This is a genomic window from Amycolatopsis sp. NPDC049868 (assembly GCF_044461365.1).
Classification (GTDB): domain Bacteria; phylum Actinomycetota; class Actinomycetes; order Mycobacteriales; family Pseudonocardiaceae; genus Amycolatopsis.
This window is the reverse complement of the sequence record NZ_JBITKV010000001.1, coordinates 1100382-1125719: the sequence shown is the minus strand read 5'-3', so window position 1 is coordinate 1125719 and position 25338 is coordinate 1100382. Positions and strand designations below refer to the sequence as shown.

Here is a 25338-nt window from a genome sequence, read left to right as displayed (position 1 = left end):
TAAGATCCGCTTCGTGGTCAACCTTCGGTGGGTCTCGAAGCAGTGGCGGTGTGGCCCGGCCTGGTACCTCCCGGTCGCCTTGACCCTCTTCGCAGGATCGCTGATCCCGGCGTTGCAGAGCCACGGAACGCAGTTCGGCGGGCTGCCGAACCGCCCGTACGACGCGCTGGCCGTCGTGGGGATCGCCCTGCAATGCGTCCCGCTCGTCGTGTGCCACCGGTGGCCGGTCGCCGGTTTCGCCGTGGTGTCGCTCGGATTCACCATCGACCAGTTCGGGGGTTATCACTCGTTCGCCGGCACGGCGCTGCCGATCGCCTTGCTGACCGTGGGCCTTCGCCTGGAACGGCACCGTCGCGTGGTGGCGATCGTGTTCACCGCGATGTTCCTCGCGTCGGCGATCGCGTTCGCTTCGCTCGGCGGCACGGAGCCCCTCACCGGCTACGTGACCTTCTATCTGGCGCTGGTGCTGGCATGGGGGATCGGGACGGCGCTGCGGTCCAACCGGGTCGCGGAGGCGGAACGACGGCGCCGCGTCGCCGAGGAGACGCGGACCGCCGAACGCGCCCGCATCGCCGCCGAACTCCACGACGTCGTGACCCATCACGTCACGGCGATGGTCGTGCAGGCCGAAGCGGCCCGGTATCTGACCGACGCGCGGCTCGAGCAGAGCTTGACCGCCGTGGCCGACAGCGGACGGCTGGCCATCACCGATCTGCGGCACCTGCTCGACGTGATCGATCCCGGCCGGGGCGCCGAAGCGATCCCGACCCTCGTGGAGCGCACGCGCCAGGCGGGGCAACCGGTGGAGTTCTCCGAGCAGGGCGAGCCCACCGCAGGTGATGCCGGTCCGGTGGCTTACCGCGTCGTGCAGGAGGCGTTGACCAACGCGCTGAAACACGCGCGCGGCAGCCGCACCTCGGTGCTGGTGCGGCACGGAGACGGGGAGATCACCGTCGCGGTGGACACGGACGAGTCCGAGTCCGCTCCGGAAGCCACGGGTGGCGGACGGGGCCTCGCCGGGCTGCGCGAACGGATAGCCGTCCTGGACGGCGAATTCAGCGCGGGCCGCAGACGAGACGGCGGGTTCTCCGTCCGTGCCCGCATTCCCGCGGGGAACCCGTCGTGACCGCGCCGATCCGGGTGCTGGTCTGCGACGACCAGCTGCTGGTGCGCACCGGGCTGGTGACGATCATCGACGCCCAGCCCGACCTCGAAGTGGCGGGCGAATGCGGAGACGGCCGGACCGCGGTCGAACTCGCCGCTCGCCTGCGCCCGGACGTCGTGGTGATGGATGTGCGCATGCCGGTGCTCGACGGCATCGAAGCCACCCGCCTGCTGGCGGGCGCCGGCGTGGCCGAACCCGGCAAGGTCCTGGTGGTGACCACGTTCAACCTCGACGAGTACGTCTACCGGGCGCTGCGCGCCGGTGCGAGCGGGTTCCTGCTCAAGGACACCCCGCCCGACCGGCTGCTGCACGGGATCCGCACCGTGGCCGCCGGCGCCGCCCTGCTGGATCCCGAGGTGACGCGGCAGCTGGTGGGCCGCTACGCCGCCCGGATCCGGCCCGCCGAAGACGAAGACCCGGTGGAAAACCCGCTGACACCCCGGGAATTGGAGGTCCTCCGGCTCATCGCGGACGGCCGTTCCAACAGCGAGATCGCCGCGACACTCATGATCAGCCAGGAGACCGTCAAGACGTTCGTTTCGCGCATGCTCGCCAAACTCGGGCTCCGCGACCGGGTCCAGGCGGTCATCTACGCCTTCCGGCACGGCCTCGTCACCTGAAGTCCTATTTGGACCGGGCTTCGTCCGCGACGCGCTGGATCGCCCTGACGGCGAGGTCCGGCTGGTCGACGTAGATGTAGTGCTCACTGTTCGCCGCGACGCTCAGATTGCTCCGGCCGGACAGCGCGAGCCACTTCCGCTGCCCCTCCGACCACGCCTGCTCCAGGCCCGGGCCGTACTCGGGGACGGCCGCGAGGTACTGCTTGCCGTGCTGGATCACCTCGACCGGGATGTCGCCGGCCGAGCGGACCTCGCCGTCGGTGACCACCAGCTTTTCGGGACCCTGTCCCGCGAAAACCGCCAAGGTCTGCGCCCGCAGTTCGGCCGCCATCCCGGTCGCCGAATCCGGAATCCGCTGCCGCAGATCGGCTTCCTGGGTCGGCGAGGTGGCGTCCATCAGCACCAGACCCTTGACCCGGTCCTGGTGGTCGGGGGAGTACCTGGCGGCGATCAGCCCGCCGAGCGAATGCCCGGCGAGGACGACCGGTTTGCCGCCGGCGACCTGGTCGAGCACTCCGGTGAGGATCTTCCCGGTGCTTTCGAAACTCTGCGGCCCGTCGGGCTGGTCGCTGGCGCCCGCGCCGAGCCGGTCGTAGGAACAGACCTGGCCTTGTGCGGCAAGGGTGTTCTGGAGCCCGCTCAGTTTCCCGAGATCGTCGCCCCCGCCGTGCAGCAGGACGACGACCGGCCTCCCCGCGACCGCGTTCCCCGCGCACGACACGTTCACCGAACGCTCGCCGACCTTGACCTTCCGTGTTCCGGTGAACGCGGCTCGATTCTCCGCGGCACTGCTGCTCGCGGACGACTCCGGTTCCGCTTCCGTGGCTTCGTCGCAGGCCGACAGCGCGACGCCTGCCACTGCGCAGCACAGCGCGATGAGAGCGGATGCCTTACGGGACATGATGAACTCCTGGTACCGGGGAACGATTCACCCGGCACGCTACGGATCCGGCCGCCCGGAATCGTCACCATGCGGAGGACACCTGCGGGTAGCTCTCAAGGGTGACGAAGCCCATCGAACAGACTTGCCTAGCGCGGCATCGTCAGCAACGTCGGTGCCGCCGGGACCGAGCCACGGTCGACGGAAAAGACGGTGAGAAAGTAGTTCGCCGTAGCGCAGTTGACGTTCTCCCCGCCGGTGAGGTCCGCGGTCAGTGTGTCTCGCTCCACGGTCAGCTCGGCGTCGTCCTCGGCGCAACCGGGCACGACGAAGGCGAAAGCGCGCCGATCGGCCGGCGGTGCGAACGACAAAGGGGCACGGACCTTGTCCAGGTTCGCGATCTTGGCGCGTTCCAGCGTGCGCTGGAACTCCTGACCGTCGGCCGTTCCCAGTTCCGCGGGCTCCAAGCCCGCCGACAGGACGGCCGAGCCGAGTCCCACGAAGGCCTCCAGCCTCGCCTGACCCGCGCCCGCACCACATCCCGCCAGGACCAGGAGAAGACACACTGCGATCCATCTCATGCGCCGAGGACGTAGTGGATGGGTCATTCGGTTGCGCCGCCCTAATGGATCAGGCTGAGTGGCGTCCGCTCAGCCGTGCCCGGGGCCGAGGCGTCCGCGCCGGAAGGGCTCGACGCCGACGACATGGCGGACGCGGGTCGGTTCGACGAGAACCTTCACCCGCCGTTCTCCCGGGATTCGCCATTCGAACCGGTCGGTGCCGACGTATTTCTTCGCTAACCGGTCCATGCAGCGATCCGCCTCGTCGCCTTCGACGAACTCGACGGCCCGGCCCTGGATCACCACCCTGTCATAGGGATCGGTTGTGTCCAGACACGACAACGAGACGCGAGGATCTCGGCGCAGGTTCTCCTCCTTCACCCGGCCGACGGCGGTGTTGAACACGATGAGGTCGCCTTCGACGTCGATCCACATGGCGGAGACCTGGGGTGAACCGTCCTCGTTCACCGTGGCCAGATGCCAGAAGTTCGGTGCCACGATCCAGTCGCGGATCTGCTCGCTCAGCTCGGCCACGCGGCCCTCCAGTGAGTCACGGTCAGGACGACGATTGTCGCGTGACCGGCCGCGGATGTCATCGGCTATTGACAGCCATGACAGTATTTTTCCAACTAGATGACTAGTGCGTTGCCTGGTCGTGGTCGAGTGGACGACGATCCGGGCCGGCGCCTCTGGGGAGAGGAACTGTGCATGCAGCCGACCCGCCGTCTCTCGTTCGTCCTCGCGCTCGGCGCCGCGGCGGGGCTCGCGTTCGCGCCACCGACCCTCGCGGGGCCGGCGTCCGGTGACGACTACTACCAGGACGCGCTGGGCAAGACCGGCCCCGAACTCAAGGCCGCGTTGCACAAGATCATCAGCACCAACACCAAACTGACCTACGAACAGGTGTGGGACGGGATCAGGGCCACCGACGAGGATCCGGCCGACAAGGCGAACGTCGTGCTGCTCTACAGCGGTCGCTCGCAGGCGAAGACCGCCAACGGCGGGGGAGTCGACGACTGGAACCGGGAACACGTCTGGGCCAAGTCGCACGGCGACTTCGGCACGGCCGTCGGGCCGGGGACCGACTTGCATCACTTGCGCGCGGAGGACGCGTCGGTCAACAGCACCCGTGGGAACAAGGACTTCGACGCCGGTGGCTCTCCGGTCGAGGAGGCGCCCGGGAGCCTGACCGACGACGACTCGTTCGAGCCGCGGGACGCGGTCAAGGGCGACGTGGCGCGCATGATCCTGTACATGGCCGTCCGCTACGACGGCACCGACGGTTTCCCCGATCTCGAACCCAATGACGCCGTCGACAACGGCTCCAAGCCCAACATCGGCCGGCTGTCGGTACTGCTGACCTGGAACACCCAGGACCCGCCCGACGCCACCGAGCAGCGGCGGAACCAGGTCATCTACGACCAGTTCCAGCACAACCGCAACCCGTTCATCGACCATCCGGAATGGGCGGCCTCCATCTACGGCTAGCGGGTGATCTTCCGGAAGAAGCACACCCGGTCCTGGCCGGGGCCGTCGTAGTCACCGTGCACGGGAAGGCCGTCGAGCATCCGGTCGCCGGGTTCGAGCGTGAACCCCATGGCGCGATGGAAGGCGATGGATCCGGTGTTCCCCGGGGAGGTGATCGCGCGGACCTCCGTGCGGCCCGCCTCGGCTGCGCGCCGGAAGAAGGCCGTGTACAGGCCGCGTGCCGTCCCCCGCCCGCGGAGTTCCGGGTCCACACCGACGAAGTGGATGTAGGCCTCGGTGTCGTTGTCAGGGGCGTGGAAGCCGATGAGGAAGGCCCTGATGCCGGCTTCGTCTTCCAGGACCAGGCTCGTACTGGAGAAGAACTGCAGGAACAGCTTGGGGAGCAGCAGCGAGAGTTCACGGGCCTCGGCGGGGGTGCGCGAGTCGCCCCACCACCGCTGGACACGGTCGACGATCGCACTGTGGTCGGAGACGTCGGCTCGGCGCATGTCGTTCTCCTTTCTACAGGCGCTCGGTGAGGAAGGCGAGGATCTCGTCCCTGGCCCGCAGCGTCGGATGGCCTTCGGAGTCGACGAGGTGGGCGGTGACGACGCTGTGCGGTGTGCCGACGACGTCGCGGAAGAACGGTGGCGGGTCGGTGTTCGCGGCGGTGTCCGGCAGGACACGCCCGTCGAAGGCGTCACCGAGGAGGGCCCGGTAGGCGGCGAACCGCTGTCCGGTGCACCAGCGGTCGCCCTCGAAGCGGTAGGCGAGCACCTTCAGGCCGTCGCGCGAGATCCGGTCGCGGAGCGCGGCCGCGTCCTCGTCGCCGAGTTCGAGGCCGCCCGGGTCGTCCAGCGGCAGTGACGGGTGGTTGACCACGGGGGCGATGACGGCGGGTTCGAGTGCCATCGTGAGGGCGAAGTTGCCGGTGAAGCACAGGCCGATCGCGCCTACGCCGGGACCGCCGCATTCCGCGTGGGCGATCCGCGCGAGCCCCCGCAGCCACCGGGTGACCGGGCTGGTGCCACCTCCGGCGAACGCCCGGAACTCGGCGCTGACGCAGGCGCGTCGGACCACTTCCTCACCGGCTTCGGCGGCGGGATAGGCGCCGTCGACCCCGAAGAGTGAGGGGACGTAGACGGTGAACCCGGCGTCGCGCACCCACCGCGCGAACCGAAGGACGTCGGGACTGATGCCGGGCATTTCCGGCATCAGCACCACGCCGGGCCCGAAACCCGCGACGTGAACCGTCTTCGTCACGCCGTCCACCTCCAGCCGGCGGTGGGAGAAATCGGCGATCGCATCGTCGGAGTGTTCGCACATGACCGCAGCTTCGATCAGCGCGGCCGCCGGGGGAATGGGCCGGATCGCCGGATATCGGGGTAATCTCGCCACGTGCTGCGAGTCGGTGTCCTGGCGTACCCGGGCTGCTTCGCGTCCGAAGTGTTCGGTGTGCCCGACCTGCTCACCATGGCCACGTACGTCGCCGGTCCGGACCATGCCGGCTACGAGGTTTCCGTCGTCTCGCCCCGTCGCCGGGTCGTCGCGTCGGGCGGTGTCACGTTGACCGTCTCGCCGCTGCGTGAGGTCGACGTCCTCGTCGTGCCGGGATTCGAACACATGCCTGGCCAGGATCTCGACGCGAAGCTGACCAAGCTCGCGGGAGAGGTCGAGGCGATCCGGTCCCACGCGGCCGCGGGCAACGTCGTCGTCTCGATCTGCGTCGGAGCGTTCCTGCTCGCCGAGGCCGGGCTCCTCGACCATCGCCGAGTCACCACCTCGTGGCTCTTCGCGGACGAGCTGGCTCGACGTCGTCCTGAAGCCCGAGTCCGGCCTGAGCATCTCGTCGTCACCGACAGGGGAGTCACGACGACGGCGGCCTTCAGCGCCATGTACGACTTCGCGCTCGGGCTGATCCGAGAACACAGCGGCGCCGAGGTGGCACGGACGACGGCGCGGGTGGCGCTGGTCGACGACGCTCGGTCCTCGCAGACGCCTTACGTCGATGCGCGGCTGCTTCCACGGCCTGGCAACGGGTTCGCTCGCCCGGTCATGCGCTGGCTCGACCAGAACCTGGCCGCCCGATACGACCTCGCCGCACTGGCCGGACGGTTCAACGTCAGCACCCGGACGATGTTGCGGCGGTTCGCGGAGGAAGCCGGGCAGAGCCCGCTCGAATACCTGCATTCCTCACGGGTCCGGCGCGCCCGCCATCTCCTGGAGACGACGGACCGCACGGTCGCCGGGATCTGTGCCGCCGTCGGCTACCGGGATCCGGGGACGTTCGCCGCTCTTTTCGCGAAGCACACGGGAAGGCGGCCCAGGGACTATCGCGCCGCCTTCCGGCGCGACGCGATTCAGTGATTTTCCCATTACCCGTCGACGTCCGACGGAAATGATTTCACGAGTGCCGTCTTCCGGAATGAAAGATCATCTTTCCGTCCTGTAGTATGACCATTCGGGGTGGTGATCTTCGGCGCGGCTTCTGCCGGCCGGATCATCTGTTGAGAACGATGGGGTTTCTCGAGCAATCCGTGTGATGTCTTCCGTGGCGCGTTCGCCGGATTCTCGAACCGGGAACGATGGGGGTTCCTCGATTGAGCAGTGTGGAACTGGCAGGACCGCCGACGGTGGCGGATCCGGGCCGTGACGGGAACCGGCCGCGATACGGCGGCGCGGCGTCCGCTCGCGGGGGTTTCCCGTCATTCGCGGGAGCATTCGCCTCGGTCGTCGTCGGCACGGTGTTGATCGCCGTCCACGCGAGTTTCTACGGCAACTGGATGATCGACGACGCGGCCATCACCTTCGCGTATTCCCGGAACCTCGCCGACGGCTTCGGACCGGTGCTGCAGCCCGGAGTGGAACCCGTCGAGGGCTTCTCGAACCCGGTTTGGATGCTGCTGCTGGCCCTCGGCAAACTGCTCGGCCTCTTCGACAGCGGCACGATCTTCGGCATCCCCGATTACGTCCTGTTCCCCAAGGGGCTGGCGCTGCTCTGTTGCGCGGCCATCCTGGTGCTGGTGTACGTCGCGGCGAGGCGCGTGACATCGCGGCCGGCCATGGTCACGCTGATCGCCGGCGCGGCGCTCGCGGCGAACCCCTCGTTCGTCATCTGGTGTTTCTCCGGTCTGGAGAACTCCGTCTACGCGCTCACGGCCACCGCCCTCGCCGTGATCATCCTGTGCGGCGTCGATTCCGGCACGCTCCTGACCGCGAAGATCGCCGTTCCGGCCGGAGTACTCGCCGCCCTCGCCGGGCTGAGCCGCCCGGACGGGGTCATCTACGCGGCCGCGTTCCCGATCGTGGTCGCGCTGTTCACCCGCCGCGGTGGTGTGCTCGCCGCCGTACGCGCGGTGCTGCTGTCCGCGGCAGGGTTCGTCGTTCCCTTCGGCGGCTACCTGCTCTTCCGCTGGATCGAGTACGGGCGCCTGCTGCCCAACACCGCGGTCGCCAAGGCGCAGCCGCTCCCGACCGTCGACGACATCGCCAAGGCCGGAACGGTCCTCCAGTACGCGGGCTGGTTGCTGGTCGCGGTGGCGGTCGTCTGCCTCGCGCTGGTGATGCAGAAGCCGTCCAAGCTCCGCGCGGCGATGGTCGCACTGCTGGTCCCGTTCGCCTTGTCGGTGATCGCCTTTTGCGTCCTGCAGGCCGACTGGATGGGGCAGCTTCGGTTCGCCACCCCGATCTGGTCGCTCGGGACGCTCGGCGGCACGATCGTGATCGTCGAAACCCTGCGCCGGGCACGTGTCCGGGGCCGTGTCCTGCTGGCGATCACGCTCGTCGTCGCGGCGACGTCGTCGGTCACCGGTTTCTACACGCAGGGCAAGAACTACCGCGACACACCGAAAACGCCGTTCTGCAGCGTCGTCGAGCGCGACGCCAGGGTGACCAATGGCGTGGCGGATCTGTTGAAGCTGCCCGATTCCGCGAAGATCGGTGTAATCGACCTCGGCGGGATGGCCTTGGTCAGCAGGCTCCAGGTGATCGACCTCGCCGGTCTCGCCGACCGGGTGATCGCCGACTTCCTCCGCACCGCCGATTTCGCCGGAGAGCGCCGCTATGTCTTCGACGAGGCGCGGCCGGAGCTGATTTCGCTCGTCGGCACCTGGGACACCACACTCGGCTTCGCCCAGGACCCGCGGTTCGAGCAGGAGTACGAGGTGCTCTACCGGAGCCCGCGGAGCCCGGCGGCGTTCGGTGACGTCGGGGTCTGGGTGCGCAAGGATCTCGTGCGGGACCCCGCACTTCTCGCCGAGGCGCGGAACTACGTCACCACCGAGACCGAGAAGGTCGTCGAGGTCAACTCGGTCGCGCATCTGCGGTCCTGTGGCGACAGCCTGCGTCCGGGCCAAACACCTGGCGCCTGAAGGCTTCCTTGAGGGACGCAATGATCGCCACGCTTGCCCCAGGTGCAGTACATGAAGGCCCCCATCCTTGCGCCTAAGTACAGGAAGGGGGCCTTCATGTACCTCAGCTGCCCCGAGGCTTCAGCAGCTGATGTACGGGGACACCCAGTCTCCCCAGTCCCCGGCGGAGCCGTCGCTCGCGTCGTCGACGGCGAGCGCGAGCACCTGCACGCCCGTCAGCGGCACGACGAGACGCTGCGCGGCATCCCCGTGCCGCATGTTCCCCGTGGCCTCCAGCTCGACGCCGTCGCCGAGCACCCGGAACCCGAGCGTCCCGTTCGGCCCGCGATCGTCGACACCCACGGTCGCGGTGAACTGCTTGCATTTGCCGCCGAGGTAGTACCGCACGACCGACGGCGCGTGCGCGCCAAGGCCGCCGCGCGTTTCGACCTTGCCGTTGATCGTGAACGGGTGGCCGTTGTCGATGCTGTCCCGCTCGACCGGGCCGAGGCCGTTCTCCGTGGAGATCCACGGTTGGGTACTCAGCAATCCGTTGGAGTACGGCGGATTCGGTGCCAGCATGAGCGGCGACTCGGCCGACGCGGTCGCGGTCCGCGGGCCTTGTGCGGTCGTGTACGTCACCGTGGCCGGCATCTTGAACGGCTCGGTGGCGGTCGAAACCGGACGCAGTGTCACCGCGGTCTCCCAGGTTTCCCCCGGTTCGACGGTATCGGTGGCCGCTTCGGCGGGGCCGTCGAACTGCCACTGCGCGGGCGCGGTCAAGCGCAGGTGGGCTCCGGTGATCGGCGTCGAGCCGGAGTTGGTGAACTTGACGGTGGTGGTCACCGGCTGGGACGGCGGCACGGAGTCGGGCAGGTCGACGGTCAGCGACGTCCGCGGTGCGGCGGTCGCGTTCGACGGCCACACCCGCAGCACGGTGGCGGCGTGCCGCCCGACGGTGCCGCCGAGCGCGCCGGTCGTCACGGTCTCGTCGCCCGTCCACAGATCGCGCACGCGATATCCGGACGCGGCGGGAAGTCCGGCGTCGGCCACGGAGGTGGTGATCGGCGCGGCCAGCTCGCCGCGGTTGAACAGCACCAGGACGGCCGAGCCGTCGGACATCGGTTTCGTCCACACTTCGGTCCAGCCCGTGTCGCGGACCTTGTGCCCGGCGACGCCCGCCCAGTCCTGCTGGACGGCGATGATGTCGCGGTTGCTCATCTCGGCTGCCGGGAGCGTGGTGTCGGCCGTCAGTGCCATGTCGGCGACCAGCGGCGCGTTGAGCACCGCCCACAACCCGAGTTTCGCCTGGCGCTCCGCGGTGTCGAGGTAGCTGAAGGTGAACGAGCCCGGCATGTTCCAGCCACCCGGGCCTTTGTAGCCGTCGAGCCCGTACTGCTTGTCGAGGCTGCCCGTCGAGTAGCCGAAGGTGAAGGTCGCGTTCTTGTAGGTACGCCAGACCTGCGCGCCTGCCGCCCGCGCCCACAGCCACGGCTTCTGGTCGCGGTCGTAATCGTCGACTTCGAGCGTGATCGGACGGCCGGTGCGCTTGATCGCGTCCGCCATCTTCTTGACCCGCGCGGGCGCGTCGCCGTTGACGCTGTGGCAGGTGTCGTAGCGCAGGTAATCCGCGCCCCAGCCGGCGAAGGTCTGGGCGTCGAGGTCTTCGTGGTCGAGCGAGCCCGCCGCCTGGCGGCTGCAGGTCGTCGCGCCCGTGCCGCTGTAGAAACCGATCTTGAGCCCGCGCGAGTGCACGTAGTCCACCAGCGCCGGGATGCCCGACGGGAAACTGGCACGGGCGGTGAGCTTGCCATCGGCGTCACGCTGAGCCGCCTGCCAGCAGTCGCCGAGCATGACGTACTCGTACCCGGCGTCACGCAGCCCCGTGCTGACCAGTTGGTCCGCCGCGGCCTTCACGGCGTTCTCGCTGTATTGGTAGACGCAGTAGGGATCCCCAGTCGCCCAGGTGATTCCCAGCGGGGGTCTTTCGCCGGGAACCGGATCGGACGGCGTATCGGCCGCCGCGGGGACGGCCGTCGCGATCAGGAAAAGGGCGCAGAGAAGTACGAAGAGTCGTCGCATTGTTCCCCTCCGGAAAGCAGACAAGACTCCCAGGATCGTCTCGCCGCTCGCCCCTGGTCAAGAGGGGTTTTTTGCCCTAGCGCGCCGGGGCGGAGAGCTGTTCCGCCGGGCTGTCCGGTGCGGCCGTCACCGGTGGCCGCCTGCGTTTGGCCAGCAGTCCGCAGACCGCGCCGAGGAGCACGGCGGCGATCGGCAGGGCCATCGCGCCGTGCATGGCCGCGACGTAGCCGCCGGAGAACACCTCGTTCGCCGCCGCCGAGATCTGCTGGGCGACGGCGGGGGAGGTCCCGCTCGGGACCGGAACAGCGGTGCCCGCCTGCAGATCGGCGAAGTCCAGGCCGCTGCCGGTGGCACGCCGCACTCCGTCGACGAATTCTCCGCGCACTTCAAGGGGCAGCGTCGCGGCGACCGACTCGGCGCGGGTCACCAGATTGCCGACCAGCTGGTTCTGCAGCAGCACACCGAAACCGGCGGTGCCGAGCACCGCGCCGATCTGCCTCGTCGCGTTCAGCACGCCGGCCGCCGAGCCCGCCATCATCGGCTGCACGTCGTACATGGCCACGGTGGTCAGCGGTGCGAATGTCGCGCCGAGCCCCAGTCCCATCACGATCATCGCGGGCAGCAGTGTCCACACCGTACTGTCCACAGTGGAGGTCACGGAGAAGATCAGCAGGCCGAGACCGAACAGCAGCAGGCCGGTGACGACGATCGGCTTGCCGCCCACCTTGTCGCTGAGCCTGCCCGCGTACGGGCCGAGCACCACGGAGATCGCCGACATCGGCAGGCTGATCATGCCCGCGGCCAGCGCCGAGAACCCCAGCACCGATTGCGCGTAGAGCTGGAAGCCGATCGCCATGCTCATGATGCCGACCGACAATCCGATGGCACTGGCGTTCATCAAGCCGAAGTTGCGGTCGGTCAGCAGCGCGAACGGCACCATGGGCGCGCGTTTGCCGGGCCGGCGCTGGCTGAAGCCGAAGGCGACCAGCAGTACCACGCCCAGCACCAGCAACAGCGGGATACTCACGAACGACCAGATCGTTCCCCAGTGGTAGCGCTGGCCCTCCTGCAGGCCGAAAGCCAGACAGGACAGGCCGAGAATCACCAGTACCGTGCCGGGCACGTCGAAGCGGCCGGTCTTCGGCGGCTTGGCCCCCGCCGGGATGATCATCGGCGCGAACACGAGGATCAGGATCCCCAGCGGCACGTTGATGGTGAAGATCCAGCGCCAGTCGAGCGCGCCGACGAGGAAGCCGCCCAGCGGCGGCCCGGTGATGGTGGCGACGCCGGCCACCGCGCCCCAGACGCCCAGCGCGGTTCCGCGCCGCTCCGGCGGGAAGACACCCATGATGATCGACATCGTCTGGGGGATCAGCAAAGCGGCGCCGAGACCCTGCAGCGTGCGGGCCGCGATGAGCTGGCCGGGGTCCTGCGCCAGCGCGCACAGCAGGGACGCCAGCGTGAACACCGCGACCCCGGCGAGGTAGACGCCGCGTTTCCCGAACAGGTCGCCGAGCCTGCCGCCGGTGATCAGGAAGACCGCCAGCACCAGGACATAGGAGTTGCTGACCCAGAGCACCTCGTTGTAGGAGGTGCCCAGCCGTTCGACGATGTTCGGAATCGCGACGCCGACGACCGTCGTGTCGAGCAAGGTCATGAAGAACCCGAGACAGAGGGCCACCAGCACGGCCCAGGGATTCCCCCGCAGTTTACTCATCCGTCCGCTTTCTCTTCGGTTGCTTGTTCGCCGGTTCGCCAGTCGAGGCGTCCCTCGTGGATGTCCTCGACGATCGCGCGCGTCAGGTCCAGGTCGGCGCGCAGATGTGCTTGCAGGTGCCGGATTTCGACGATGTCGATCGCCGCCACGCCCCGTTTGACGAGTGCGTCGCTCCCCGCCGTCGCCGACGCCAGCGACGCCTCCAGGAGCACGGCCCGCCGCTCCAGTTGCGCGACCGCGTCCTCCTTGGGGAGCAGCGACATGAAAGCGAGCGCGGCGCAGTAGGTCGGGTACTCGGGCTGGAGCGTGGAAAGCAGTTCCCGTAGCCGTTCGAGGGCGACTTCGCGCCCTTCGTCCGTGATCGCGTAGACCGTCCGCTCCGGGCGCTTGCCTTCCCGGGTGGTCTCGACCATTTCGATCAGCTCGGCCTTCGCGAGCACGTCGAACGTGTGATAGAGCGCGCCGTGGGTGACCTTGATCAAGTGATCGAGTCCTTGTTCTCGCAGGCGCTGCCGGACTTCGTAGGGGTGCTGGGGCTGCCGGCTGAGCAGTCGCAGCACGGCCAGTCCGAGGATGGTGAGGGTTCGCATGGACGACTTCTCCGATCTAGTCCGATCAGTATAGTCTAAAAAGACTATTCGGCTCTGAAGGGGTCATGGGCCGGGACGAAGGACGCCGCAGGGAGGGACCTTCGTCGCTACCCGCGTCGACGGCCGGTCCAGAAGATCGCCTGTGATGAGTGACGAAGTCGTGGATGGCGATGGACCTGCGGGGACCTCGTCATGGGCCGGGCCTGTCCGGCCGGAGGTCACGACCGGCGGTGCGCTGACCGGTCTCCGGCTCGACGAGTTGCTGCGTGAGGTCCAGGAGCGGCTCGGCGAGATCATCGGAACGCGTGACCGGTTGCAGGGGCTGCTCGACGCGGTACTCGCCGTGGCGACCGGGTTGGAGCTGGACTGGACGCTCCAGCGGATCGTGCAGGCCGCGGCGGATCTTGTCGATGCCCGCTACGGCGCCTTGGGTGTACTCGGCGAAAACGGGGGACTCAGCGACTTCGTGTCCGTCGGGATCGACGAAGAGACCCGGGCGACCATGGGTGAGCACCCGCGAGGGAAGGGGCTGCTCGGCCTGCTGCTCCAGCAGCCACATCCAGTGCGGATCCCCGATTTGACCAGGCATCCGGCCTCGGTGGGTTTCCCGGCCAATCATCCACCGATGCGCAGCTTCCTCGGTGCGCCGATCCTGGTGCGCGGCCAGGTGTTCGGCAACCTGTATCTCACCGAGAAACGGGGCGCACCGGAATTCACCGCCGACGACGAGATCGTGCTGAGGGCGCTGGCGGCCGCGGCCGGGGTGGCCGTCGAGAACGCCGGGCTCTTCAAGCGGGCGAAGGCCCGCGAGCGATGGTTGGAAGCCGTCGCCGAGATCAACGGCGGACTGCTGGGCGGGACGACGGTGACCGACACACTGGACCTGGTCGTCGACCGGGTCCGGGAACTCGCGGCGGCGGACCGGGTGGTGGTCGTGCTCGCCGACGACGGCGGACGGGAGACCATGTCGGTGAGCGCGGCGTCCGGTGACCTGGCCGAGGCGCTGCTCGGCGCCAGGATCTCGGTGGCCGACACGGTGATCGGAGAGGTGCTGGATTCGGCGGAGCCGTTGCGCAGCGGGCACTTCGCCGCGATGACCCGCACGGAACCGGAGTCGATGGTCATCGGCTCCGGCCCGGCGATCGTCGTCCCGCTGACCGGATCCGGCGGGGTCGGCGGTGTCCTGATGGCGCTACGGGACAAAGGTGCCCCGCCGTTCAAGGCGGAACAGGTCCCGATGCTGGCCGCCTTCGCCGATCAGGCGGCGGTGGCGCTGGAGTTCGCCGAGAAACAGCGCGACCAGCGACTGGTCGACGTGCTCGCGGACCGGGCCCGGATCGCGCGGGATCTGCACGACCACGTCATCCAGCGGCTGTTCGCGACCGGGATGAGTCTCCAGAGCCTCCTGTCCAAGGTCGGAGACGAGCACGCCAAGGCCAAGGTGGCCGCGGGGGTGGAGCAGCTGGATCGTACGGTGCGGGAAATCCGGACCTCGATCTTCGACCTGCACGGCTCCTCCGTGGATCCGGCGGTCAGCCTGCGGCGACGGCTGCTCGACGCCGTGGCCGAGATCGGTGTCGAAGCCGCCGTGACACCGTCGATACGGATCGCCGGCCCGGTGGACACCCTCGTACCCGGCCGGTTGCACGAGCACGCCGAGGCGATGCTGCGGGAAATACTGGGCGACGCGGTCGGATCTCCGGGAGCCGACCGGATCGATGTCGACATCGAAGCCGATTCGGACGAACTCGTCATCACGGTCGCCGGCAACGGAACCGGTGCCCCGGCCGGACCCGCCGAGCGCCGTGGCGGGACGATCGAACGCACCGGCGGACCCGGCGGGGACACGATCGTGGCCTGGCGTGTGCCGCTCGGCTGACGGCTGATCCGTGTGCCCGCCGCGGGACGGACTACTCCGGCAGGGGCAGGCATTCGGCGAGCAGGCCGACGATGTCGTGCCAAGCCCGCTCCGCGTGCCGCGCGTGATAGGCGACGCCGGGGAGCACGGTGTGGTCGACCGTCGGGTGGTGGAAGGCGTGCTGCGCGCCGCCGTAGACGACGAGGCGCCAGTCGACGCCCGCCGCCTGCATTTCGGCGGTGAACGCTTCTCGTTGCGCGGGCGGCATGATCGGGTCTTCCGAGCCGACCCCGGCCCAGACCGGGCAGCGGATGTGCGCCGCTTCGCCCGGACGGCCGGTGGTCAGCGCGTTGATCGTGCCGATCACGCGCAGGTCGACGCCGTCCCGTCCGAGCTCCAGCGCGATCGCGCCTCCGGTGCCGTATCCGATGGCGCCGATCCGGTCCGGGTCGGTCCGCGGCTCGGCGCGCAGTACGTCGAGGGCCGCGTGGCCGATCTCCCGCATCCGGCCGGGGTCGGCGAGCAGGGGCATCACGTTCGCCAGCATCTCTTCGGGGTCGGAGAACCAGCGCCCGCCGTTGATGTCGAAGGCCAGCGCCACGTATCCCAGCTCGGCAAGGGCGTCGGCCCGGCGACGCTGGAAATCGTTCAGCCCCGGCCCCTCGGGGCCGATCAGGACCGCGGGCCTTCGGCCGGTCCCGGCCGGGAGCGCGAGGTGCCCGATCATCGTCAGTCCATCGGCGGGGTATTCGACCGTGCGTGTCGTGACCGGCATGAACCGGACTCTAATGATCGCCGAGCCCGGCCGGGCCGGTGTTCACGGACAGCGGAACAGCGTCGCCGCCACGCGGTCCGTCCATTGTGGATTCCGCGGCTTGGGACGGGATCAGGCGGAACAGCGCCATCGCACTGATCATGCTGACGCCGCAGATCGCGGCCAGATACCAGGTGATGCCGATGGTCGAGCCGGTGGCGTTGAGCACCGCGGTGGCGATCATCGGGGCGAGCCCGCCGCCGAGGATCGCGCCGCCCTGCAGCAGCAGCGACATCCCGGAGAACCGGACGTTGACCGGGAAGGTGTCCGCGATGATCGCGCCCTGTACGCAGTGGGTGATCGGGACGACCAGGCCCATGCCGGCCAGCGCGAGCATCGCGAGCCCGGCGTTCCCGGTGTTCAGCAACGGGAAGAAGGCGAGGCACCACAGCAGGAGCGCGGCCGACCCGGCGACGAACATGGTGCGCCTGCCGTGGCGGTCGGCGATCCGCGTCCAGAGCGGGATGGTGGCGAACCACAGCGCCGCCGACCCGGTCACGGAGAGGATCAGGAACTGCCGGTCGTAGTGGAGGCTCTGGGTCCCGTAGGACAGGGTGAAGACCATGAACACATAGGCGACCGCCGAGTTCGCCACACCGACCAGCAGGGTCAGCGCGAGCCTGCCGAAGCCGACCTTGAACGCCGCGCCGAGCGGGAACCGGACCACCTTGTCGTTCTGTGCCACCCGGGCGAACGACGGTGATTCGGTGATCCGCAGCCTGATCATCAGGCCGATCGCGACCAGTACGAAGCTCAGGAGGAACGGGATCCGCCAGCCCCAGGTCGCGAACGCGCTCGCGGGCATCACCGCGCTGCTGCCGAGGAACAGCAGATTCGCCAGCACCAGTCCGGCGGGCGTGCCCATCTGCGGGAACCCGGCGTACCGGTTCCGCTGACCGGTGGGCGCGTGCTCCATCGACATCAGGGTCGCTCCCGCGCCTTCGCCGCCGAGCCCGATGCCCTGCACGATCCGCATCGCGACCAGCAGGATCGGCGCCCAGATACCGATCGCCTGGTAGTTCGGGATCAACCCGATCAACGTGGAGCCGACGCCCATCAGCATCAGCGAGACCACCAGCGTGGACTTGCGGCCGATCCGGTCGCCGAAGTGGCCGAACACCAGACCGCCGAGCGGGCGGGCGATGAAGCCGACGGCGAAGGTGCTGAAGGCGGCGAGGGTGCCGACCGCGGGGCTGAGCGAGGGGAAGAACTGCTTGTTGAAGATCAGCGCGGACGCGGTGCCGTAGAGGAAGAAGTCGTACCACTCCAGGGTGGTTCCGGCGAGGGTGGCGGCGGCGATCTTGCGGGGCGCGGGTGCGTTCATCAGCGATAACCCAATCGAGTCGGGCGACAGCCGAGCGCGGCTGTGGACGATTGGGCAGAAGCCTGACATCGTGAGGCATAGGCCACAAATGCCGAATCGTCGGCTTGCCATGTCCATTCGGGTATAGCCGGCGAGCGTGCTTCGAGGTCGCCCTGGGGACATCGGGCCGCCGCAGGCGGGCGAACCTGGCACAGTTTTCCCTGTGGCGTTGGACGATCTGCCGGACTGGCTGCCGGTCTGGTGTGCGGAACACTTGGGAGCCGAGCCGATCGGCGTCCGGTTCGAGCTGCGGTCGATGTCGGCGGTGTTCGGGCTGCGGCTGGCGGACGGACAGGACGTCGTGGTGAAGGCGCGCGAGGACGACGGGCGGGCCGCCTCTTGCGTCGCCGCGCAGACCTGGTTGGCGGACAAGGGGTTTCCTTGTCCGCGGCCGCTCACGTCCGTGGCAGGCGTCGGTGTGCTGGCCGTGCACGCCGAGGAATTCCGGCCCGGCGGTGAGCCGCTGCCCGGCGACTCGCCGGACATCGCCGTGCGTTACGCGGAGGTGTTCGCCCGGCTGACGGCCGGGCTGGCCGGTTCGGCCGTCCCGCCGCCGTTGCCGAATCCGCGCTGGTCGCGGTGGGACCACCGGGATCCCGGGGTGTGGCCGTCGATCGGGTCTCTCGACGAACTGGATCAGAGCGCGGTGCCCGCGTATGTCGTCGACACGGCGCGCCGGGTGCGCGAGCGGCTGCTCGCCGCGGACCTGCCGTGCGTGCTGGGTCACGCCGACTTCGAAGCGCAGAACCTCTGCTGGCAGGGCACGGAGGTGTGGTCGGTGCACGACTGGGACAGCCTGGCGTGGCAGCCGGAGGCGGCGCTGGTGGGCACGGCGAGCGGCGTGTTCCCCAAGACCGGGCCTGCCCTGCTGCCGCCGATCGAGAGTTCCGCCGCGTTTCTGGCGGCCTATCAGGAGCACCGTGGGCGCCGGTTCACCGAGGAAGAGCAGGAGGTCGCGTGGGCGGCCAGCCTGTGGACGGCGGCGCACGACGTCCGCTGGGAAGCCCTGCACGGCAAGGCGCCGAAGGCTGATGACGCACTTCGCGTGCAGGCGGCCGAACGTCTTCGGCGAGCGAATGCCTGACCCTGCGATATGTTGATTCCGGTATAGCAGAGAAGCGGATACGCATTTGTTCCGCATGGCCAGGCGGGCCACTGTGGACGGCATGACGCAGTCAGTGCGGTGGATCCGTAACTTCGTGGACGGTGCGTTCGCCGAGCCGGACGGGCCATGGTTCCCGGCGGTCGATCCGGCGACCGGCGCGGAGTTCGCCCGGGTGCACGAGGCGGACCGTGAGCTGGTGCACCGCGCGGTCACCGGCGCCCGCGCGGCGTTGCACGACGGCTGGGCGGACATTCCGGTGCGGGAGCGGACGGCGTTGCTGCGCCGGGCGGCCGACCGGATCGAGGCCCGGTTCGAGGAGTTCGTCGCGGCCGAGGTCGCGGACACCGGAAAGCCGGTCACCCAGGCTCGCGAGCTGGACGTGGCCCGCGCGGTGGCGAACTTCCGCACGTTCGCCGACGTGATCGCGGCCGCCGGCCAGGAATCGTTCGTCACCGATCTGCCGGGCGGGGCACAGGCGCTGAACTACGCGGTGCGCAAGCCGCTCGGTGTGGTCGCGGTGATCGTGCCGTGGAACCTGCCGCTGCTGTTGCTGACCTGGAAGGTCGCGCCCGCGCTCGGCTGCGGCAATGCGGTCGTGGTCAAGCCGAGCGACCAGACCCCGTCCACCGCGACCCTGCTGGCCGAGGTGCTGGCCGAGGCTGGGTTGCCCGCGGGCGCCTACAACGTGGTGCACGGGTTCGGCGGCGATTCGGCGGGGCAGTATCTGACCGAGCATCCCGGTATCGACGGGGTGACGTTCACCGGCTCGTCGGCCACCGGAACCCAGGTGATGCGTACGGTCGCGCCCCGGGTCCGGCCGGTGTCGTTCGAACTCGGCGGGAAGAACGCCGCCATCGTGTTCGAGGACGCCGATCTCGACGAGACGCTGGCCGGGCTGACCCGGTCGGTGTTCGCGAACACCGGGCAGGTGTGCCTGTGCACCGAGCGGGTGTACGTGCAGCGCTCGGTGTTCGAGGACGTGGCGGCCGGGCTCGTGGAGCGGGCACGCGGGCTGCGGCTCGGCGACCCGGCGGCGGAGCGGACCACCACCGGCCCGCTGATCTCGCCGGAGCACCGGCGCAAGGTGCTGGACTACCTCGCGCTGGCCGAGCGGGCCGGGGCCGAAACCCTGACCGGCGGCGGAATCCCCGAGCTCGGGCCGGAACTCGACGGCGGCTCGTGGCTGGAGCCGACCCTGTGGACCGGTTTGACCAACAAGGACCGGCCGGTGCGGGAGGAGATCTTCGGCCCGGTGGCCGCGCTGATCCCGTTCGGCACCGAGGACGAGGCGATCGCGCTGGCCAACGACACCGAATACGGGCTGGCGTCCTCGGTGTGGACCGAAGACCTCCGCCGGGGACATCGGGTCGCGCAGGCGATGCACGTCGGCATGTCGTGGGTGAACACCTGGTTCCTGCGCGACCTGCGCTCGCCGTTCGGCGGGATGGGGCTCTCCGGGATCGGCCGGGAGGGCGGCGCGTCTTCGCTGCATTTCTACACCGAGCCGACGAATGTGTGCGTGCGGCTGTGACCGCGCCGGACATCGCACTCGACCTGGGACGGAGCAACGCATGATGGCCACCGCGGAGATTTCGGCGCTCGCCGATCGGCTGGACACCGCGCAGACCACAGGCGCGGACACGCCGAGTCTCGCCGACGACCACGAGCTGGACATCGCCGACGCGTACGCGATCCAGGCCGCGCTGGTGGCCCGGCGGGAGACTCGTGGCGAGCGGGTGCTCGGGGTCAAGCTGGGGCTGACCAGCAAGGCGAAGATGGCGCAGATGGGCGTGTCCGAGGTGATCGCCGGCAGGCTCACCGACGCGATGCGGGTCGCCGACGGCGGCGAGGTCTCGCTGGCGCGCTTCATCCATCCGAAGGTGGAGCCGGAGGTCGCTTACCGGCTGGCCCGCGATGTCGACCTCGCCGACCCCGCGTTCGACGTGGAGTCCGCCGTGGACGCGATGGCCCCGGCGATCGAGATCATCGACTCCCGGTACCGGGATTTCCGGTTCACCCATACCGATGTGGTCGCGGACAACACCTCGGCCGCCGGGTACGTGCTCGGCCCATGGAGCGCGTTCGGCGAGGCCGCGAACCGGGCGGTGCGGCTGCGCTCCGGTGACCGGGAGGTGGTCGGCTCGACGGCGGCGATCCTCGGCGATCCGGTGCGCGCGCTGCACGCGCTGGTCGAGCTGTGCCGGAAACGGGACATCCCGTTGCGGGCCGGTCAGGTGGTGCTGGCCGGGGCGGCGACCGAAGCGGTGCCGTTCGCACCCGGCGTCGCCGAGGCGGACATCGCCGGACTCGGCCGGGTTTCGGTGCGGGGGCTGGCATGAACGGGCGGGTGATCTCCGGGCTGGCCAAGCCGAGGGGCCGGTTCCCGCACGTGAAGGTCGCGGGAGATCTGATCTTCGTGTCCGGGACGAGTTCCCGGCGCCCGGACAACACGTTCGAGGGTGTCGAGGTGGACGAACTCGGCACCACGAACCTGGACATCCGGGTGCAGACCCGCGCGGTGATCGAGAACATCCGCGGCATCCTGCACGAGGTCGGCGCCGGCCTCGCCGACATCACGCAGATCACCACCTTCCTGGTTTCGATGAACGATTTCGGCGGCTACAACGAGATCTACGGCGAATACTTCGACGAAACCGGCCCGGCCCGTACCACGGTCGCGGTGCATCAGCTGCCGCATCCGCATCTGCTGATCGAAATCCAGGCAATCGCTCATCTACCGGAAGACACGGAGGTCCCACGATGACCGGCATTCCCGAGGTCGTCAATTTCCAGGCCTGGATCGCCGAGCACGAGCATCTGCTCAAGCCGCCGGTGAACAACCGGACCATGGCGCTCGGCAACGATTTCATCGTGCAGATCGTCGGCGGGCCGAACCAGCGCACCGATTTCCACGTCGACCCTTACGAGGAATGGTTCTACCAGCTCAAGGGCGACATGCACGTGAACATCATGACCGGCGAAGGCCAGAAGACCGTCCGCATCTCCGAAGGCGACACCTGGCTGCTGCCGGGCGACATCCCGCACTCGCCGCAGCGCCCGGAGGCGGACTCGATCGGCCTGGTCATCGAGCGCGTCCGCGAGGAGGGCACGCTGGAGAAGTTCCAGTGGTACTGCCTCGACTGCGCCGCGCTGGTGCACGAGGTGGAACTCCAGGTGCGCGACATCGTCGAGGACCTGCCGCCGGTCTTCACCGCGTTCTACGGCGACGAGCGGGCCCGCACCTGCGGCGGCTGTGGCGCGCTCCACCCCGGGAAGGGCTGAGATGACCGGCCTGATCGACATCCACACGCATTACGTGCCGAAAGGCTGGCCGGATCTGCGCGCGGACGCCGGGCCGGACGCGCCGTGGTTGCGCGCGGAGACCGAGTGCGAGGCGATGATCATGATGGGGGACAAGGAGTTCCGCCGGATCGGCGCGGACTGCTGGAACGCGGAGACCAGGCTGCTGGACATGGACGCCGACGGTGTGCGCACCCAGGTGGTCTCCCCGACACCCGCGTTCTTCAACTACGGCCGCACCGCCGAGCAGGCGGGCCGGATCGCCCGGATCTTCAACGACCTGGCGCTGGAGATCGTCGCACCGGCGCCGGACCGGCTGATCCCGTTCTGCCAGGTTCCGTTGCAGGACACCGACGCGGCGTGCCGTGAGCTGGAACGTTGCCTGGCCGCGGGACATCGAGGAGTGGAGATCGGCAACCACGTCGGCGACCACGATCTGGACAGCGCCGGGGTGGAGACCTTCCTGCAGCACTGCGCGTCGCTCGGGGTTCCGGTGTTCGTGCACCCGTGGGACATGGCCGATTCGCCGCGGCTGGACCGGTGGATGGCGCGATGGCTGACCGCGATGCCCGCCGAAACGCATCTGTCGATTCTGGCGCTGGTGCTCGGCGGGGTCTTCGACCGGATCGACGCGAGCCTGAAGATCTGCTTCGCGCACGGCGGCGGGTCGTTCGCGTTCTGGCTGGGCCGGATGGAGAACGCCTGGCATCGGCGGAACGACGTTATCGGCACCTCGGAGTTCCCGCCGTCGCACTACCTCGACCGGTTCCACGTCGATTCGGTGGTCTTCGACGAGCGGGCGCTGCGGCTGCTCGTGGACACCCTCGGCGCCGAGCGGGTGATGGTCGGCAGTGACTACCCGTACCCGCTCGGCGAACGCCCGGTCGGCGAGGTGGTGCGCAAGAGCGGTTTCCTGACCGAGCCGGAGCGGCGGCTGATCACCAGCGGGAACGCCGAACGTTTCCTTTCACTGTCGTGATCGGACAGTCCTAATGCGACATTCCGGCGGCGACATCGGTCAGGCTGCGGATCAGCGCGTCCACCGACGGGCTGAGCGTGCGCTGGGCGGGCAGGGTGAGCCCGACGCTGTGCCCGATGGGTTCCAGCGCCAGCGCGACCCTGGTGATCCTCGGATCGTCCTTGGTGATCAGGCTCGGCAGCGCGGCGATGACATCGGTCTCCAGCAGCAGCTGCCGCACGGTGAGGAACGACGTGGTCTCCACCCTGTTCGCGGGCAGCGGGAAATCGTTGCGGGTGAACAACTGTTCCAGCTCGCGGCGCAGCGCGGTCTCCGCGCCGGGCAGGATCCACGGGAACTCCGCGAGGTCGGCCAAGGCGACATCGGTCGCGCCCGCCAGCGGATGCGCGGTGCGCATCACCAGATCCACCGACTCGTCGTACAGCTTGCGCCGCTCGATCCGCTCGTCCGACGGCGCCGTCAGCCTGCCGATGATCAGGTCGACCCGGCCGGCCTCCAGCTCCACGAGCAGCGCTTCCGGAGAACCCTCCCGGACCACGACGGTCAGGTACGGCCGCTCGGTCTTGATCGCCGCGATCGCGCGCGGCAGCAACATGTTCGACCCCGCGAGATGGGTGCCGACCACGACCGTGCCGCGCTCCGCGTCGGCCAGCTCGGCGACATGCCGTCCGGCCTGCTCGAGCTGGGCGAGCACCGCGCGGGCGTGCCCGGTGAACGCCTCGCCGAACACGGTCGGGGTGACGCCGCGCGGGCCGCGTTCGAACAACCGCACGTCGAGGATCTCTTCGAGTTCGTGCAGACTTCGGGTCGCCACCGGCTGCGTCACGTGCAATTCGGCGGCGGCCCCGACCACGGTGCCCTGCCTGGCCAGCGCGTCGAGCAGGACAAGATGGCGGAACTTCAGTCGGCCGTCCAGCAGACGAGGCAAGATCACCGGCCGATCCTACCCGTGAGGTGCGTATGACCACGATTGTCCGAACCGGACCGATTCGCTACGCCACGGCGGCCCGGTTCGCGCCGCCGGTCGCCGTTTCGGGGCAGCGGCCGTCGAGCGGGGAGATCAGCCCGCAACCGCCGTCCCGGCTGGACCGCGTGATGGGACCACCGCGCGACCGGCTTCCACAGGGCGAAGACTGTCTCAACCTGACGATCAGCACCCCGGGCCTGGATGCCGGGCGCAGGCCCGTGCTGGTGTGGTTGCACGGCGGCGGATTCTCCAGCGGTGGCGGGTTGCTGGACTGGTACGACGGCGGCGCGCTGGCCGCCGAGGGCGACTTGGTGGTGGTAAGCGTCAACTACCGGCTCGGCGCGCTCGGCTACCTGTACCTGGACGGCGTCAGCCCCGGCAACCTCGGGCTGGCCGACCAGCTGGAGGCGCTGCGCTGGGTGCGGGCCAACATCGCGGCCTACGGCGGGGATCCGGCCAACGTGACGGTCGCCGGGCAGTCGGCGGGCGGTATCTCCATCCGGCTGCTGATGGACCTTCCCGAGGCGCGCGGCCTGTTCCGGCGGGCGATCCTGCAGAGTGCGCCGCTCGGCCTCGCCACCCGGCCACCCGAACAGGCGGCCAGGCTCGGCCAGGTGTTCGCCGACGCGCTCGGCGCCGACCCGCGTACCGCCGGGATCACGGAAATCCTTGCCGCGCAAAGGGAAACCGCGCTGACGAACCTGAGGCTCAGCGGCGACCCGATGGCTCCCGCGTTCGTTCCGGTGGACACCACGGACCGGACGTCCTTCGCGGACAACGTGCGCGACCTCGATGTGTTGTACGGCTGGAACGCCGACGACATGACCGCGTTCCCCGGCGCCGCCGGGACCGACGAGGTCTACGCCGGCCCGCTGGCCGAGTTCGGCGACCGGCTGTGCGCGGCGGGAGCCGGCGTCTGGTCGTATCGCCTGGACTGGCGGCCCGACGGGGCCGAGTTCGGCGCCACCCACTGCGTGGAACTGCCGTTGCTGCTCGGCACCCGGCACGCCTGGCAGGACAGCCCGATGCTCGGCAAGGTTCCGTGGGCCGAGGTCGACGCTTTCGGCACGGCCCTCCGCGCGGTCTGGGCGACCTTCGCCCGCACCGGCGCCCTCGACCCGGCTCCGGTCGCGGGCCGTCCGGTCACGTTCGCAGGGCCTCAGTGACGCGGGAGCCAGTGGTGGGCTGAAGGCTTCCTTCGTCGAGTCTGATGCGGCGAAAGGAGCCTTCAGCCCTGGCCGGATGATCGCCACATGCGCCCCACAAGCACCAGCAGCCGCCTTGCCGAGTACATGAAGGCCCCTTCCTCGCGCCAGGCGCAAGGTCTCGGCGAAAGTCGTCCTTCGCGAGGTCGAGGGGGTTGTGACGTGTCGCGAAAGCCACTTTCGCGACACCTGGCGTCCCGAAAGTGGCTTTCGCGGCATGTCAGCCAGGCCCCGTCGATACTCGGCACGAAATGCCAAGAGCGACGCTGACCGGTGGCCAGGCGACTTTGCCGGGACCCTGACCCAGACGCCAGGAA

Annotated in this window: 24 protein-coding genes; 13 read left to right on the top strand and 11 right to left on the bottom strand. The window is 69.2% G+C overall.

Features of this window, described 5'->3' with window-relative positions:
* The first annotated feature begins 13 nt into the window (after nucleotides 1-13).
* Both ACIBTM_RS05415 and ACIBTM_RS05410 read left to right on the top strand, forming a co-directional pair.
* Nucleotides 14-1126, top strand: coding sequence for a sensor histidine kinase (locus tag ACIBTM_RS05415; protein WP_395875314.1), 1113 nt, complete (start codon nucleotides 14-16; stop codon nucleotides 1124-1126).
* Complete coding sequence (locus ACIBTM_RS05410; RefSeq protein ID WP_395875313.1) at nucleotides 1123-1785, top strand: response regulator; 663 nt, start codon at nucleotides 1123-1125, stop codon at nucleotides 1783-1785. Before ACIBTM_RS05415 ends, ACIBTM_RS05410 begins: the two co-directional genes overlap by 4 nt.
* A 4-nt stretch (nucleotides 1786-1789) precedes the next feature.
* Here ACIBTM_RS05410 and ACIBTM_RS05405 read toward each other — a convergent pair whose 3' ends face one another.
* The 3 genes from ACIBTM_RS05405 to ACIBTM_RS05395 form a co-directional block, all read right to left on the bottom strand.
* A complete protein-coding gene (locus ACIBTM_RS05405; RefSeq protein ID WP_395875312.1) occupies nucleotides 1790-2686 on the bottom strand; it encodes an alpha/beta fold hydrolase in 897 nt (298 codons plus the stop codon).
* 128 nt (nucleotides 2687-2814) lie between these two features.
* Nucleotides 2815-3246, bottom strand: coding sequence for a hypothetical protein (locus ACIBTM_RS05400; protein ID WP_395875311.1), 432 nt, complete (start codon nucleotides 3244-3246; stop codon nucleotides 2815-2817).
* A 69-nt stretch (nucleotides 3247-3315) separates the two neighbouring features.
* Entirely contained in the window at nucleotides 3316-3759 is a 444-nt protein-coding gene (locus tag ACIBTM_RS05395) for a PPOX class F420-dependent oxidoreductase (RefSeq protein WP_395875310.1), read from the bottom strand.
* 174 nt (nucleotides 3760-3933) lie between these two features.
* Here ACIBTM_RS05395 and ACIBTM_RS05390 point away from each other — a divergent pair, with 174 nt between their 5' ends.
* A complete protein-coding gene (locus ACIBTM_RS05390) occupies nucleotides 3934-4713 on the top strand; it encodes an endonuclease I family protein (protein WP_395875309.1) in 780 nt (259 codons plus the stop codon).
* Here ACIBTM_RS05390 and ACIBTM_RS05385 read toward each other — a convergent pair.
* Together ACIBTM_RS05385 and ACIBTM_RS05380 are read right to left on the bottom strand one after the other, a co-directional pair.
* Complete coding sequence (locus ACIBTM_RS05385; RefSeq protein ID WP_395875308.1) at nucleotides 4710-5201, bottom strand: GNAT family N-acetyltransferase; 492 nt, start codon at nucleotides 5199-5201, stop codon at nucleotides 4710-4712. The two genes, ACIBTM_RS05390 and ACIBTM_RS05385, sit on opposite strands and share 4 nt — an antisense overlap.
* A gap of 13 nt (nucleotides 5202-5214) precedes the next feature.
* Nucleotides 5215-5955, bottom strand: a complete 741-nt coding sequence (locus tag ACIBTM_RS05380) for a dienelactone hydrolase family protein (protein ID WP_395875307.1) — start codon at nucleotides 5953-5955, stop codon at nucleotides 5215-5217.
* Nucleotides 5956-6090: 135 nt separating this feature from the next.
* Here ACIBTM_RS05380 and ACIBTM_RS05375 point away from each other — a divergent pair, with 135 nt between their 5' ends.
* Together ACIBTM_RS05375 and ACIBTM_RS05370 are read left to right on the top strand one after the other, a co-directional pair.
* On the top strand, nucleotides 6091-7059 hold the full coding sequence (locus ACIBTM_RS05375) for a GlxA family transcriptional regulator (protein ID WP_395875306.1): 969 nt from the start codon (nucleotides 6091-6093) through the stop codon (nucleotides 7057-7059).
* A gap of 242 nt (nucleotides 7060-7301) precedes the next feature.
* The gene (locus ACIBTM_RS05370; protein ID WP_395875798.1) at nucleotides 7302-9062 is read left to right on the top strand and encodes a hypothetical protein; all 1761 of its coding nucleotides are present in this window, start codon (nucleotides 7302-7304) and stop codon (nucleotides 9060-9062) included.
* A 120-nt stretch (nucleotides 9063-9182) separates the two neighbouring features.
* Here the strand turns inward: ACIBTM_RS05370 and ACIBTM_RS05365 are convergent, their stop codons facing one another.
* From ACIBTM_RS05365 to ACIBTM_RS05355, 3 genes are all read right to left on the bottom strand, one after another.
* Complete coding sequence (locus tag ACIBTM_RS05365) at nucleotides 9183-11123, bottom strand: NPCBM/NEW2 domain-containing protein (protein ID WP_395875305.1); 1941 nt, start codon at nucleotides 11121-11123, stop codon at nucleotides 9183-9185.
* A gap of 76 nt (nucleotides 11124-11199) precedes the next feature.
* Nucleotides 11200-12840 (bottom strand): DHA2 family efflux MFS transporter permease subunit, encoded by a 1641-nt coding sequence (locus tag ACIBTM_RS05360; protein ID WP_395875304.1) that lies wholly within the window; start codon nucleotides 12838-12840, stop codon nucleotides 11200-11202.
* The gene (locus ACIBTM_RS05355; protein WP_395875303.1) at nucleotides 12837-13430 is read right to left on the bottom strand and encodes a PadR family transcriptional regulator; all 594 of its coding nucleotides are present in this window, start codon (nucleotides 13428-13430) and stop codon (nucleotides 12837-12839) included. Before ACIBTM_RS05355 ends, ACIBTM_RS05360 begins: the two co-directional genes overlap by 4 nt.
* A gap of 145 nt (nucleotides 13431-13575) precedes the next feature.
* Here ACIBTM_RS05355 and ACIBTM_RS05350 point away from each other — a divergent pair, with 145 nt between their 5' ends.
* A complete protein-coding gene (locus ACIBTM_RS05350) occupies nucleotides 13576-15309 on the top strand; it encodes a GAF domain-containing protein (RefSeq protein WP_395875302.1) in 1734 nt (577 codons plus the stop codon).
* Nucleotides 15310-15340: 31 nt separating this feature from the next.
* Here ACIBTM_RS05350 and ACIBTM_RS05345 read toward each other — a convergent pair whose 3' ends face one another.
* A complete protein-coding gene (locus ACIBTM_RS05345) occupies nucleotides 15341-16063 on the bottom strand; it encodes a dienelactone hydrolase family protein (protein ID WP_395875301.1) in 723 nt (240 codons plus the stop codon).
* A 10-nt stretch (nucleotides 16064-16073) separates the two neighbouring features.
* On the bottom strand, nucleotides 16074-17426 hold the full coding sequence (locus ACIBTM_RS05340; RefSeq protein WP_395875300.1) for an MFS transporter: 1353 nt from the start codon (nucleotides 17424-17426) through the stop codon (nucleotides 16074-16076).
* 202 nt (nucleotides 17427-17628) lie between these two features.
* On the opposite strand from ACIBTM_RS05340, the gene ACIBTM_RS05335 reads away from it, so the two are divergent.
* The 6 genes from ACIBTM_RS05335 to ACIBTM_RS05310 all read left to right on the top strand — a co-directional run bounded on the left by ACIBTM_RS05335 (nucleotide 17629) and on the right by ACIBTM_RS05310 (nucleotide 22849).
* Nucleotides 17629-18549 (top strand): phosphotransferase enzyme family protein, encoded by a 921-nt coding sequence (locus ACIBTM_RS05335; RefSeq protein WP_395875299.1) that lies wholly within the window; start codon nucleotides 17629-17631, stop codon nucleotides 18547-18549.
* Between the two features lie 82 nt (nucleotides 18550-18631).
* Nucleotides 18632-20101, top strand: coding sequence for a 2-hydroxymuconic semialdehyde dehydrogenase (locus tag ACIBTM_RS05330; protein ID WP_395875298.1), 1470 nt, complete (start codon nucleotides 18632-18634; stop codon nucleotides 20099-20101).
* A 40-nt stretch (nucleotides 20102-20141) separates the two neighbouring features.
* Complete coding sequence (locus tag ACIBTM_RS05325) at nucleotides 20142-20909, top strand: 2-keto-4-pentenoate hydratase (protein WP_395875297.1); 768 nt, start codon at nucleotides 20142-20144, stop codon at nucleotides 20907-20909.
* The gene (locus tag ACIBTM_RS05320) at nucleotides 20906-21334 is read left to right on the top strand and encodes a RidA family protein (RefSeq protein ID WP_395875296.1); all 429 of its coding nucleotides are present in this window, start codon (nucleotides 20906-20908) and stop codon (nucleotides 21332-21334) included. The genes ACIBTM_RS05325 and ACIBTM_RS05320 overlap by 4 nt, the downstream gene beginning before the upstream one ends.
* Nucleotides 21331-21852, top strand: coding sequence for a 3-hydroxyanthranilate 3,4-dioxygenase (locus ACIBTM_RS05315; RefSeq protein WP_395875295.1), 522 nt, complete (start codon nucleotides 21331-21333; stop codon nucleotides 21850-21852). Before ACIBTM_RS05320 ends, ACIBTM_RS05315 begins: the two co-directional genes overlap by 4 nt.
* 1 nt (nucleotide 21853) lies before the next feature.
* Complete coding sequence (locus ACIBTM_RS05310; RefSeq protein ID WP_395875294.1) at nucleotides 21854-22849, top strand: amidohydrolase family protein; 996 nt, start codon at nucleotides 21854-21856, stop codon at nucleotides 22847-22849.
* A 10-nt stretch (nucleotides 22850-22859) separates the two neighbouring features.
* Here ACIBTM_RS05310 and ACIBTM_RS05305 read toward each other — a convergent pair whose 3' ends face one another.
* A complete protein-coding gene (locus ACIBTM_RS05305) occupies nucleotides 22860-23783 on the bottom strand; it encodes a LysR substrate-binding domain-containing protein (RefSeq protein ID WP_395875292.1) in 924 nt (307 codons plus the stop codon).
* Nucleotides 23784-23809: 26 nt separating this feature from the next.
* On the opposite strand from ACIBTM_RS05305, the gene ACIBTM_RS05300 reads away from it, so the two are divergent.
* Nucleotides 23810-24982: a carboxylesterase family protein gene (locus tag ACIBTM_RS05300; protein ID WP_395875291.1), complete on the top strand. Its 1173-nt coding sequence runs from the start codon at nucleotides 23810-23812 to the stop codon at nucleotides 24980-24982.
* The last annotated feature ends 356 nt before the right edge of the window (nucleotides 24983-25338 follow it).